Raw genomic sequence first — 13702 nt, 5'->3', positions numbered from 1 at the left:
ATTGAAACTTAAATTTATCTCAGATGAAACATTAATGGATTTACGGACGAATTATGATGCTTATAAAGAAAACTATTATAATAAGGATCATCAATGGTTCGATGAATATTTTAAAGAAGAAGGTAGAGTAATAGAATCTAGTGTTTCTTTTGGAATGCCTGATTTAAATCTAGATGAAGATTACTCAGTGAGTGACAAAGAAAATGTGAAGGCAATTTATGAGGCATTAAGGCATTTAACGGTATCACAAGCCACCCAGGAAAGACTTTGGTCAGGATTGGCCCACCTGCAATTTAGAGATTTCGCCTTTTATCGGCTGAAGAATGAATTGGAGAGTGGGAATGATACCCGGATTAATACCGCTATGTTCTTCAAAAACGGCAATAAAAGATCGCTGTTCGTTCATATCCTGGCACGCTTATGGTGGGTTGGATATATGACATACGATGAAGCCAATTCAGAAAATCCTTATTGGCTGACAGACTTCTTTTGTGAAAAGGACTTTTCAGCAAGAAGTGTCGTGTTCTTCTCGAGTAACTTCACATCAAATCCCAATATCACTAAAGGCATTCTAAAATCGATATTAAAGTTGCAGAATAGAGGGATCAGCATAAAACGAGACCATTTTGTCCAGGCCAACAAGTATTTGAACGTTGTTGGCGGTGCGATGATACTTGATATGCTGACGACTGATGAAGTTGAGAATATGATAGATAAGTATTTGGTTAAGTATTATGGGATTGCAAGTGAGCAGACTGTATGAACGAAATGAAGCATTCTTTATAGTGGAAGGCTCAAAACTAGAGACAATAAATGAAAAAGTCGCCACAGAATTGAAATCAGTGGCGACTTTTTCATGTTTACTATATGTCTGATTCCATATTCTCCATATACTCATGACGTATCACCGAGAGGCTTTTTCCTGATTCTTTATGAATCGCAAATACATATGTTTGAATACTAGACCATCCATATAATCCTTTTAACCACTTTTGCATGGATTGTTCTGTGTCATTCACAAGGATATTACCGTTTGCTAAAAGAACCCCTTCATCAGGAAAGTCTTTGGCTTTTATTACATCGCCAGCTGTAACAACTCCCCATTCAAGCATTGAGTCTATTTTTGGTAATGCACGCTTAGAGATATTCGTGTTTTTAGGTTTGGACAGAGGTGACGACTTTTCTAAGAAATTCACAAAATAATCATCGTAGTCGTTAAGTGGGAGTACTTTTTCAACGTTTAAATATACTTCCTCGGCAATTTTATACGGTTTTAGTTTAATGCAGCTTATATCTACATTATTACTGTTTAACCAGGCAACAGCTGAAAGCGTTTGTTCGTCAAAGTCTGAAGCCACCAGGATTATCCGTTGTTTTTGATTAAAACTGTTTATGGCATTGTGTTCTTGAAGAAATGCTGATAATTTTCTGCTGCCTAATTCGAAGCTAGTTAAAGAACCTATATCAAAATCACGACGATATTTTTCAATATAGGGAGCGTAAATTTTGGTTACCAAGTCTTCAGGGTCTTTAATAGTTGCATAGCTTGCAGCGTATCTTATAGCCTGGAATTCAAAAGATTCTTTCCTGTTTTCAATATCTTTGCGATCTCTCTTAATTTCAATTAAAACGATGTCTCCATTATTATCAATTGCTGTCAAATCACTACGACCGTAATGAACATTTCTTACCTGTTGACCCACAATTAGCATGGATTTTTCCTCATCAGCTATCATTTCAATATTGGTCCTTAACAATTCCTCTATATCACTTTCTTGCATTCCTAAATCTAAAAATGTCACTGGCTCAATACTCTCCGCTTTATAGTTAGATATCTTGTACATTTACGTCCCTCACTTTCAAAACCAAATCTCATTACCATTAGTCTACCACTTATTTAAAAAAATAATTTAAATAAGAGAGAGGTGCACAGCCTTTTATTTCCATACCGACTCTAGTACTATTAAATTATATGAATTTTTTCTTCAATTTTAAAAAAGAAGGTGCTGTCTTTGCTTAATCTAGATTACTTTAAGTCCATTCTTAACCTGGAAAATACTGAACTACGCTGCAGAAGGTCTCTGGATGAGATATCTCCTGTTATGAAAACTCTGTTTGAACGTTTTGTAGGAGAAATGGGTATCAATTTAAATGATGAAATTTATATAAGAAGTTATGACACGACCTTATCTACTACTTATCATGATGCCAGGAATCCTACTTATGCTGAAAAGAAAAAGAGTTCAGATATCGGGCGAAAATATTTCGTCGGCTTATATCGAAAAGTGAATGAAAAAGAGCATAATTTAATTACCTTGGAGTTAAATAGCTTCAGCAATGTAATCCTTATTCATAATGAAGTCAATTTCATCCCTTTCTGGGCATGGTTTAAAAATGAAAAGATACATGGCGTTATGGACTCGATTCCAGACGAATTTGGTATTCATACTGGTTGGAAAGAGAAAGAGATATTACTTAAGCAGGACTTTGTTCAATACATAAAAGGTTGTATTAAACCGAGAAAGCGTCCATGGTTCCAGATTGGAATGAGCATTCCTTTGGAAGGACAGCTTGAGGAACAGTTTTTAATTGATCGTCTGATTAGTTCTTGGGAAAAGTTAGAGCAATTCAGGGTCTATGTAAGTGAGGAAATTGAAATTTCCTCTAAGACCTATCATGCTTTGATGGCATTGGGTAGTACAAGGAACTTAAAAGAGACTGAGCTATTGGGACGAACTTACTCTGTTGATCTTTCTTCTGTAGAGAATTACAAAACAAATGGAAAGCGTCAATCCTTCCATATCTATGATGCAGATCAAATGGTGACTAAGGGGTTCATTTATTATTTTGAGTTCCATGAAAAGTTCTCTCCATTCCAGACCATCATGGTACAGATTGAAGGCCATAACCATATATTCACCAATGCACGGGAAATATTAGGTGAAGGTATTAAGGAATGGAGGATATCGAAATCCTTTACTACACAAAGTCTGGATAATCATATGGTGATGGCACAGGCTATGAAACTACTGAAAGAACATGGGATAGAAGCGGGTGGCAATGTTTACAGAGTAGGAAGTTTCAATAATGATACTCAGACCTTCATAGAAGGGAATGAGCAGGTAAAGAAGAATTTCATTGATGCAGCATTATTGTTTGCGCATGCCAGCCAAAAGTTGGAGCTGCCAACGGACGAAAATGATGAGGGAGAAGATGTTGAAGGTCTTCCAACTGATGATACTGAGTCATTAGAACCTAATTTTCACTTTGAGGAAATCTCCCAAACAATCTCAAATAGTAGTTTTACGTTTTCTAAAGATATAATACGTGATCTCCATTTGAATTTAACGGCGCTTGATGATAAGCATTTTGTGCTCTTAAGTGGCATTTCAGGTACCGGGAAGACGCAACTCTGCAGGTTATATGCTAACGCGGTGTACGGTTTGGAATATGAGAGTGAGAATCCGTATTTCACGATTATCCCTGTAAGGCCTGATTGGACTGACGCATCCGCTTTATTTGGATACTACAGTTCTTTTGAAAAGCGGTATGTTAAGACTGAGTTCCTTAATGTGATTCTGAACGCATTGAAAGAACGGGAAAAACCGCATTTCATTTTACTGGATGAGATGAATCTTGCACGAGTCGAATATTATTTAAGCGATTATCTAAGCGCTGTTGAATCAAGAAAAGAAATCCCTTTGCATCAAGATGATAATATAGCGGATATCCCTAAGAAGGTTCTTATTCCGCCAAACGTTTATTTGCTAGGAACAATTAACGTTGATGAAACGACACACTCCATTTCAGATAAGGTGCTTGATCGAGCTTTTGTCATGACTTTATCGGATGTCGATTTTAACTCTTATTGGAATCAGGCTGACCAGGATATGAAAGAAGTGCTTGGCAAAGAGTTTGCAATGTTAAAAGAATTACATCAAATGTTACTGACATATGAGCTGCATTTTGGTTACCGTACGATGGGAGAAATGTTAAGGAAGCTGTATGTGAATTCCCAATTGCCAGAAGAGCATCAAATGGAACCTATGGATGCATTGGACCGAGTTATTTCAGAGAAAGTACTGACTAAAGTACGCGGAGATGAAAGAATATCCGAGATGTTAAGCACATTGGAAACATGGCTTAAAGAGAATCTTGATTTAAATTCCGTTTCGCTTAAGCATCTAAACCGAATGCAGGAGGAGCTGGAGTATTATGGAGCCACTCAGTTCTGGAGATAACAAGCTTGAGATATGGGATGATGGGCAAGGATGGATTGATATTTCCAGAGCTTATTTAACGGAAGCCGCTGAATATAAACTCAGGTATCCAGGGGATACAGTAAAGGCTACGTTTCAAGAAGTACCGTTACCTTTTTATAAGCAGGGTGAGTTTCTATATGTTTCACTACTGACTCCTTTTCAAAGTGGCAGTGTGAAAATTTCGGTGAATGGCAATGAAATAGAGTCATATGTTTATCCAGATCATCGAAAACTTACCGAAGAGCAATACAATATAATGGTAGAAGAAATCCTCGAAGAAGCGAATATTTGTTTTCAGCTGTCAGGCCTTGAAACACAGGTCAATACAACAGGCAGAAGCCGGATTGTTTCATGGTCACAATGGAGTTACATTGAAAGAAATTTTCAGCAGCTCAGACAACTCTTTTCGAAAATTGAGAATAGGCCAATTCGGAGACTACAAAAGCAATCTACTATCATGAAAAGAGAAAGAGTGCAACGTGCGGAACAAACGACTTTAGCCTGGTTAGATCGAAAAGGCCATGGCCGGGATATCCCCACGCATCTGGAAACGAACAAAACTTACGAAACTATAAACTTATATGAAAATCAAGTTTTGAAGCAACAAACACTGGATTTATTTAAGCTATTAAAAAATTATGAAAGTGTTGAAACTGTGTCATCAAAAGCCAAAAGGTATAAATCCATCCTTCAGCAATGGCTGAACAGTCCTTTCCTAAGAGAAATCAATGAAAACTCAGGACCGTATAACATTACGCAAACCTTCCGGAAGCATCCTGTTTATCGGCTATGGTACGAATGGTTCGACAAGCTGTACAAACACCGAAGAGAAGGAATCGGCTTTTCATACCCGATTGCGTTAAAGGACACATTTTTCCTTTATGAAATGTGGTGTTATATACAAATAATAAAAATATTAAGAGAGTCCAATTTAGTTAGGGACACCAGTCATTTATTCAAGACTACTAGAGAAGGATTATTTTTAAATTTAGCTGAGAACAACCAGAGTTCTGTAGAGTTAACAGACGGAATGACTCTCTATTTCCAGAGGTCCTATCAATACAACACAAAAACTTATCATACATTTACGCAAAGGATGATTCCGGATATCGTGTTGGAAGGAAAAGAACAAATCATTGTGTTTGATCCTAAATATAGGGTAGCAGGAAACCTAGGAACTGCTTTAGGGGAAATGCATAAGTATCGGGATGGAATCATCCACCGGGAAAGTGGTCAAAAGGCCGCAAGGGAAGTCTATATACTAACCCCCACATCAGATGAACAGGCTGATGGAATGAGATACTTTGATGCGGAGTTCCGTGAGAAATATGGAATGGGTGCTGTAAAGATGGTGCCTGGTGGTCGAAATGATGAATTAAAACATATAGTTTTTACACTCTTTGAACTAATATAAGAGAGTTAGCGAGGAAGGAAGGATTTTTGTGACATTTTCGATTGAGACAATTGCTCAACTTGATCATTCTAAGGAATTTGCCCACTTACATCAAAAGTTTCATCAGTTTAATCCTTTAAAAGTACTACGTGTCGATCAATTTGAAATAAGGCACTCAAATGTTCTTGCGTGGTTATTAGATCCGAATGAAAATCATCATTTAGGAAACTTTTTCGTTAAACAAATTCTTTCACGTTTGGTGACCAGGCAGGAAAATGAAGATAAATTGGTTGGTATCGACTTTCTATCCTATATGCATGCTTCATTCTCAGATGCTGAGATTTATCGGGAGGTAAAGACACATACTAGTCGATATATCGATTTAGTTGTTGTACTTCCATCTCATAAATTAGTTTTGGTTATTGAGAATAAATTTCATGCTTTTGAATCCTTAGGACAACTTGATGATTATCTAGAATATGCTAGAACAGTATATAAGGATTTTAAAGTTATACCGATTTTTCTAACACTTAGAAGTGATACACCGACACATAGTGAATATTTGGTTCTTGATTATAATGACATATTGGAAATCATCCTTTTACATACTGAATTGAATCGTGAAGTAATGTCGGAAAGCATTTTTGATTTTTTGATGCACTATACTGCTATATTGAAAGAAGAACTAGTACAAGATGAGGATGCAATTCAGCTTGCACAAGATGTCTATCAATCAAATAAGGCAGCGGTAGATTTCCTTTACCTAAGTCAACATGATGAATTCCGAAAACATCCAAGATATCGAGAAATCTATCAGAGTGTGGATGGTTTGTCGATTGTTCAAATGAATGCATTGAAGAGAATCTATGAAAAGAAGAAGCAAACGATCGACTACATCTTTAAAATTGGGAGTAGTATTCTTCATGAAGCATTTTTATCTTTCGTTCAACTGGAAGATTTACCAGCAGATGTGTATAAGGCTCATGCTCAGGTTCCTAATTTTATTTTACCTGAATGGCTGGATTTTACCGATGTAATAGGAAAACCGGAACAAGGCTACTGGAGAGGGCATGGCCTAATTATTTGGTTTGAGCGGACATGGGATGAAAGATTAAAGATTAATATTGAGGTTGGCCCAGTCCCTTATGAAAATCGTTTGAAGTTGCTAAATGCACTGGAAACCCAAGGCATTACTATTCGTCCTTCAGCAAAACTAGAGGGCAAAAAATACACCAAAATATATACTGAGACATTAAGTATTATTGATTGGGCAAACAAGCAAGAAGTTGTTACTGGCATGGAAACTCTATATCATGCTGACAATCTTAAAAATACTCTCAGGAAAATTGCAAAAGCGGTAGAGATTATCGAAAACAACTTGGAACAAGAGGTACAAGAAGAACGGTTGATTAGCGAGAGAACATATGAACGATTCCCTCAAAATCCTTTCTTGAAATTTGCTCAAAATCACGGAATCGTTTCGTCACTTTATCGAGTCGGAAACAAGAATGCCTCTTTTTTGATGACCGAGTTCAGAGAATTAGAGAAATCATTCGGGGTTACCCGAGAAAAATGGTGGTGGCATGATAGTACTTTCACATACTGGTTTGAGCGATTAAGAGATGATCGATTAAAATTAACTCTGGAATTGGGGCCTCTTCAAGCTGATAAAAGACTTAAAATGATAAACCAGTTAGAAGAATCTGGAATCGTTTTTTCTGCTCAATCAAAATTGCCAACATCTAGATATACTCGATTGTTCTCAAAATCTGTGTTTATAGAGAATTGGAACGATGAGGAAGAGTTGTATCGAGAGATGGTGCGTTTGTTTGAAGAAGATAAAAATCAGGAACTTTTAGAAATAATCAAATCTCTCTAAAAATTAGTAAGCATCTCAGTAGAGGAATACTTTTCGGACACTATGGGGCTATGTACTCCATCTTGTTCCCTTTGTTTAATAGAGTAGTAGCTGGAAAACCAAATAGTTCTTTCGTTTAATCAAAAGGTTGTAGGTGGTGACATTATTGGATAAAGTTGAAGTGTTAAATTTAGTGCCTAAGTTTTTATCCTTTTACAACCTGGCTAATAACCCTGGTGTTGATGTTGAAAAAAGATGGGCTCTTTGGGAGGAGCATTATAACTTTGCTGCTGTACCTCCTGGAGAAGAGGGAAGAATGATAGCGAGAAATTTGCTGGGTGCTGCTTGGGAGAGTTATGCTAATCATTTATCATTTATTGAAAAATGGGAACCAAATTTGGAGATAGTTAGGGATTTCCTGTCAAAAGTAAAAGCATTGCTTGGATATGACCAGCCTATTGATTTTGTTGTTGTTTATTTTGTTGGAGGATTCGAAAATAACCCTTTTGTTGCTCCTTTTGACGTGGAACGCTTGGCCCTTTGTCTTCCGATAGAGAATGGTGATTCGGAAATTATTCTTGCACACGAATTGACACATATTGTACATGCACAAACTGCGAACTTGACTGCTGAATGGGAACGAACAATAGCCTCCACCATACTTCAAGAGGGATTAGCAACTCGTGTTAGCCAATTTCTCATCCCAGGACATCCTGATGAGCTTTATATTGAGCATAAAAAAGGGTGGCTGCAATCTTGTAAAGAAGATAGAGCAGAAATCATTCCCGGGATATTTCCTTTTTTTGATGATAGCTCATCAGAAGCCGTCACAAAGTTCACCTTCGGGAATGGCACAGCGAACCACGACAGAGAAGCATACTATGTGGGTTGGGAATTGGTCCATTTCCTTTTAGCTCAAGGAGTCACTTTTAAGGAAATGGCTAGTGTACAAGAGAAGGATATTCCAGGTTATTTGCGTGATATTTTTTCAAAGAATGTTGATGTTTCCCTTAATCTCAGGGTATGAATTAGCAGATTCAGTTAAGCAATCAGCTACCTGTAAAATCGAGGTGCAAAAAATGACCAACCTAAAAGGCAAACTAGCCATAGTAACCGGTGCAAGCCGCTCAAAGGGAATTGGGGCAGCGATTTGCCGCTCATTTGCGAACGCTGGGGCAGATGTATTTTTTACACATTGGTCTCGGTTTGATGAGATGAGCGGTAATGGTTTGGAAAATGGATTTCCTAATATGTTATGTGAAGAGTTAAGGGAGTTTGGAGTGGATGCTTCTCATATGGAGGTTGACTTGAGTAGTAGTGAATCTTCGAGTCTTATTATGGACCGGGTTGAGGAAACGTTGGGGACACCTTGTATATTGGTGAACAATGCTACGTTTGGATCGCCTGCGAATTTTCGAACTTTGAATAGAGAAATTCTGGACAAGCATTACCAAGTGAACAATAGTGGGACACTTATGCTTTCTCTGGAATTTGCGAAAAGGTATGAAAAGTCATTTCCTGACGGGAAGGACGGTCGAATCATTAATATGGTGTCTAAAGGTCCTGATCCTAACAATCTGGCCTATATAGCCACTAAAGGGATGATGATTGCTATAACTGAACCTTTATCAGTTGGATTAGCACCCATCGGTATCACCGTGAATTCAGTCGATCCTGGTCCCACTGATTCCGGTTGGATAAATGATGAATTGAGAGCTCAGCTGCTGTCATTATTTCCAACAGGACGGATAGGTGTACCTGAAGATGCTGCAAAGTTGATCACGTTCTTAGCCAGTGACGATTCTGGCTGGATTACCGGGCAAACGATAAAATCCGAGGGTGGATTTTTGGGTAAATAATTTTACATATGTACTTTCATCAGGAGTTTATTAATAGTCAATCCCAACGGCTAAAACTGTTTTAAAGGAAAAGTAAAGAAAGATTTTATTTTCAACTAATGTGTATTTTGAAATATTTGCAACCGTATGGATCACCTGGCGCTTATGTCCAGGTGATTTTTTTGTTTTTTATTGAACAACCAATCCTCAAGTATGTCCCTTCTATTTTATTGTAAAAGTCCCTATCCCCTTGTATTGAAGATGACCTCAGTAGTTGAAACTAATTAGACAGATGTTGTACAAGCAGTTCTAAGCTCTATTCAAAATTCGTAGAATAATGTTGATGAAAGTGGGTTTTTTTCAAAATGAAAAAATATTTGTTGAATATTCCGAGGAAAACATTATACAAAACTTATATGAGTGTGTATAATGTTTGTATAAGGTTTGTATAACGTTGGTGGAGGATTGATTAAATTGATTAAGAAGAAAAAGGTCGCAGTGATTGGTGCAGGTCCTGGTGGGCTAGCTGTTGCTATGCTCCTTTCTGCACAGGGCTATGAGGTGAATGTGTATGAAAGGCAGCCAATCATCGGCGGCAGGACGTCTAAGCTCACTCTGGGTGATTACACCTTTGATTTAGGTCCCACTTTCTTCATGATGCCTTCCATCCTTGAGGAATTATTTCAGATGAGTGGACGTCGTTTACAGGATTATATGGAACTTAACGAACTTGATCCTTTATATACATTGAAATTTGGAGAATTGACCTTTTCTCCTTCTAGAAACAAGGAAAAGATGAAAGCAGAAATGGAAGAAAAGTTTCCAGGCAGCTTCTCTGGTTATGAGAAATTCATGAAGGTAGAAGGGGAGAAGTTTGACCGCGTCACCCCATTACTTCAGCAGCCTTTTACAAAACTGACTGATTTACTGACAAGAAATATGGTTAAAGCATTACCGAAGTTAAATGCGCTTGATACAGTGTATAACCGTTTATCTACATATTTTAAAGACGAACGACTCAAATGGGCATTTTCCTTCCAGGCCAAATATTTGGGGATGTCTCCGTGGGAATGTCCCGGCACCTTTACCATCCTTTCCTATCTTGAGCATCGGCACGGGCTTTTCCATCCAATTGGCGGAGTCAATCAGCTATGTAAGGCAATGGCTGCCGTTATTGAAGAAAACGGAGGAAAAATCCATACCGAAACCGGTGTACAGAAGGTGCTAGTTGAAAAAGGAAAAGCGGTAGGGGTTAGGTTGGAAAATGGTGAAACCGTGATTAGCGATGACGTAATAATAAATGCTGATTTTGGTCATGCAGTTACGACCCTTTTTGACCAATCAGATTTGAAGAAATACCAAAAGGAAAATCTGGAAAAAAAGAAGCTGTCTTGTTCAACATTTATGCTGTACTTAGGTGTGAACAAACCGCTAAATCTCCCACATCATATGATTATTTTTGCAGATGATTATAAGAAAAATGTGGAAGAAATGACGAAAACGATGAAATTATCGGAGAATCCATCCATTTATGTCCACAATCCATCTATATCTGATCCAACCCTGGCTCCAAAAGGGAAATCTTCTCTCTACGTATTGATGCCAGTGCCGAATTTAACGGCCGACATAGATTGGAACGTTGAAAAAGAGAGGGTAAGAGAGCAGCTTCTATCCATCTTGGAGCAAGAGCCAGAGCTACAAGACATTCGTTCTCATATTGAAGTTGAAAAAGTAATCTCTCCTCTTGAATGGCAAAACGAGGTGTATGTTTACAAAGGAGCGACGTTTAATTTGGCCCACAGTCTCGATCAAATGATGTATTTCCGGCCCCATAATCAATTTGAAGATGTAGGTCATTGTTTTTTAGTTGGAGGAGGAACCCACCCAGGCAGCGGTCTGCCGACCATTTTTGAGTCAGCACGAATTAGCGCAAATCTGGTAAACAAGCAATATGGAAAGAAAGAAGTCTACTTTACACAAGATGATGTATTGCAAAAAGAGGAGACGGCATTATGGAAATAGGAATTGTAGGAGCAGGAGTGGGTGGACTTGTATCGGCACTATTGCTTGCTAAACAAGGAAACTCGGTCACCATATTTGAAAAAGAAGCTTTCTTGGGAGGCAGACTAACGTCTCAAGGAAATGAACGGTATCAGATCGATCAAGGACCGACCATTGTCCTTTTGCCGAATTTATTGAAGGAAATTCTTCAGGAGGCAGGGATACCAGAAGAAGAATTGGAGCTCGTTCCGTGTGACCCACTTTACGATATTCATTTCAATGACGGAACTACTTATACCAAGTATAGGGACCTGCCTACCCAGCTAGCCGAAATAGAGCGGCTGTTCCCAGGAGAGTCCGGTCAATTTCTTCGTTATCTCTCTGACATGTCTCGCGTCTATCGTCTAGGAATGAAAGCCTTTCTAAGCAAGAGCTTTAAAAGAAAACGAGATTTCCTTACCTTCGAGAATATGAAGCTGCTAGCTGATTCAAAGGCCTATAAGGATTTGAAAAGCTTTAATGCTTCCTACTTTTCACAATCAAAGCTTCAAGACGCATATTCCTTACAATCTCTATATATTGGCGGTTCTCCATTAGAGGTACCAGGACTTTACGGGTTAGTCTCCTATAGTGAGCATGCTTTTGGTATCTGGTATTTAAAGGGCGGTTATTACAGTCTAATACCAGTGTTAGAGAAAGCCTGTAAACGAATGGGAATCAAGATTCATGTCGAAGCAAAGGTAGAGCGCCTTCAAATTGAACAGAATGTGTGCAAAGGGCTCGTTGCGGACAATAAGGAGTACCGTTTTGACGCAGTCGTTTTCAACGGAGATTTCCCCAATCTGTATCCTATGATTAATACGCGTGAACGGAAGAAAAGCTATAAACCTTCATCGGGTTGTGTACTGGTTTATCTGGGAGTGGAGAAACAGTTTCCAGAGATGAAAGCTCATCAATTTTACTTGCCTGAACACTTTGAAAAGAATATGAAGCAAGTATTTAAAACAAAACAGCTGCCTGATGATCCTTCCTTTTATATCTTTAATCCTGTTGCCTTAGATGAAAAGGCAGCACCTCCTGGAGAAAGTGTCCTTTACATTCTTATTCCTGTACCTTCTGGCGATGACATTGATTGGGAAACGGAAGCACCTGCTCTTGTAGAAAAGGTATTGCAAAAGGCTGAAGATAGACATTTTAACGGTTTAAGAGAATCGATCAGGTGGATGGAAATCCGTACGCCAAAAGACGCTATGAAAGATGGTCTATTTCAAGGCGGAAGCTTTGGTATTGCGCCGACACTATTTCAGTCAGGAGGATTCAGACCGCAACTATCTCCATACAACATTGAACGTCTGTATAGTGTGGGTGCCTCTGTTCACCCGGGAGGCGGGGTTCCAATTGTGATGCAGGGAGCACGCATTTTAAGCGAATTAATTAAAAAGGAGCTGGGAGCATGATTGATTCTAACCTGATACTAGAGTGTGAAAAAATGATGAAGAAAGGATCTGCTAGTTTTTATGAGGCGTTTCGTTTTCTTCCTTCCCCAAGAAAAGAAGCAGTGTTTGTCATTTACGCATTTTGCAGATTAATAGATGACTCAGTTGACGAGCCTGAAAATTCACCTTTTACACTCGAAGAACTAGAACATCAATTCAACCATATTGAAGAAGCGGATGGACACTTTATTTGGCCTTCGTTAAGATGGTTGTTTGACAACTTTCCTATAGATAAAGAGCCATTTTTAAAACAAATATCAGGTCAACGAATGGACTTATCGTTAACACACTACCAAACAATGAATCAACTGGAAGTTTATTGTGAAAAAGTAGCCGGTTCTGTTGGAGAAATGCTTCTTCCCGTTCTTCATGATTCGCCGACCCTGGATGTGCAGAAGGCAGGAATTCAGCTTGGGAAAGCCATGCAGATTGTCAACATCATTAGGGATGTAGGAGAGGATTTAAACAGAGGCCGCCGATATATTCCGGATGAGTGGTTGGCTTCATATCAGTATACCCATACTGAATTTGAAGAGATGACGGTCAATTTTAGTTTCAAGAAAATGATCAACGGACTGATGGACCTTGCGTGGAGCTGGTTTGAGGAAGGATTGGCAGACATTGAATCCTACCCAACTGAAAGTGCGTTTTCAGTTAAACTGGCATCCAACTATTATGCTGCCATTATGGAAGCTGTCAAAATGAATGAATATCAAGTTTATACGAAGCGCGCCGTTGTGAGTGATAAAAAGAAAAAGGCAATCTACTTAACGACGTTACAAAGTGCATTAGAGGATGTTGACCAATCGATTGAAGCTTAATGATGTGTTTTTTGCTGGTACATCAATGGATTA

10 protein-coding genes are annotated in these 13702 nt (G+C 38.5%); 9 read left to right on the top strand and 1 reads right to left on the bottom strand.

The genetic code is table 11. The features are described from left to right. Position 1 precedes the first annotated feature (1 nt). The gene (locus tag J7E32_RS22730) at positions 2-763 is read left to right on the top strand and encodes a DUF6339 family protein (protein WP_286182596.1); all 762 of its coding nucleotides are present in this window, start codon (positions 2-4) and stop codon (positions 761-763) included. Between the two features lie 100 nt (positions 764-863). Here the strand turns inward: J7E32_RS22730 and J7E32_RS02005 are convergent, their stop codons facing one another. Further along, a complete protein-coding gene (locus J7E32_RS02005; protein ID WP_214902840.1) occupies positions 864-1844 on the bottom strand; it encodes a hypothetical protein in 981 nt (326 codons plus the stop codon). A gap of 168 nt (positions 1845-2012) precedes the next feature. On the opposite strand from J7E32_RS02005, the gene J7E32_RS02000 reads away from it, so the two are divergent. The 8 genes from J7E32_RS02000 to J7E32_RS01965 all read left to right on the top strand — a co-directional run bounded on the left by J7E32_RS02000 (position 2013) and on the right by J7E32_RS01965 (position 13669). Then, the gene (locus J7E32_RS02000) at positions 2013-4241 is read left to right on the top strand and encodes an McrB family protein (protein ID WP_214902837.1); all 2229 of its coding nucleotides are present in this window, start codon (positions 2013-2015) and stop codon (positions 4239-4241) included. Continuing rightward, the gene (locus J7E32_RS01995) at positions 4216-5676 is read left to right on the top strand and encodes a DUF2357 domain-containing protein (RefSeq protein ID WP_214902834.1); all 1461 of its coding nucleotides are present in this window, start codon (positions 4216-4218) and stop codon (positions 5674-5676) included. The genes J7E32_RS02000 and J7E32_RS01995 overlap by 26 nt, the downstream gene beginning before the upstream one ends. Positions 5677-5704: 28 nt before the next feature. After that, entirely contained in the window at positions 5705-7534 is a 1830-nt protein-coding gene (locus J7E32_RS01990; protein WP_214902831.1) for a PDDEXK-like family protein, read from the top strand. Positions 7535-7679: 145 nt separating this feature from the next. Beyond that, entirely contained in the window at positions 7680-8540 is an 861-nt protein-coding gene (locus tag J7E32_RS01985; RefSeq protein WP_214902828.1) for a DUF2268 domain-containing putative Zn-dependent protease, read from the top strand. A gap of 52 nt (positions 8541-8592) precedes the next feature. Continuing rightward, a complete protein-coding gene (locus J7E32_RS01980) occupies positions 8593-9372 on the top strand; it encodes an SDR family oxidoreductase (protein WP_214902903.1) in 780 nt (259 codons plus the stop codon). Between the two features lie 453 nt (positions 9373-9825). After that, positions 9826-11373: a phytoene desaturase family protein gene (locus J7E32_RS01975; RefSeq protein ID WP_214902825.1), complete on the top strand. Its 1548-nt coding sequence runs from the start codon at positions 9826-9828 to the stop codon at positions 11371-11373. Then, positions 11364-12809: a phytoene desaturase family protein gene (locus J7E32_RS01970; RefSeq protein ID WP_214902823.1), complete on the top strand. Its 1446-nt coding sequence runs from the start codon at positions 11364-11366 to the stop codon at positions 12807-12809. Before J7E32_RS01975 ends, J7E32_RS01970 begins: the two co-directional genes overlap by 10 nt. After that, positions 12806-13669 (top strand): phytoene/squalene synthase family protein, encoded by an 864-nt coding sequence (locus tag J7E32_RS01965; RefSeq protein WP_214902821.1) that lies wholly within the window; start codon positions 12806-12808, stop codon positions 13667-13669. Before J7E32_RS01970 ends, J7E32_RS01965 begins: the two co-directional genes overlap by 4 nt. The last annotated feature ends 33 nt before the right edge of the window (positions 13670-13702 follow it).

It is taken from the genome of Bacillus sp. ISL-55 (assembly GCF_018613155.1).
Taxonomy (GTDB): domain Bacteria; phylum Bacillota; class Bacilli; order Bacillales; family Cytobacillaceae; genus Mesobacillus.
The sequence above is the reverse complement of the archived record's forward strand: the minus strand, read 5'-3'. Positions and strand labels throughout refer to the sequence as shown.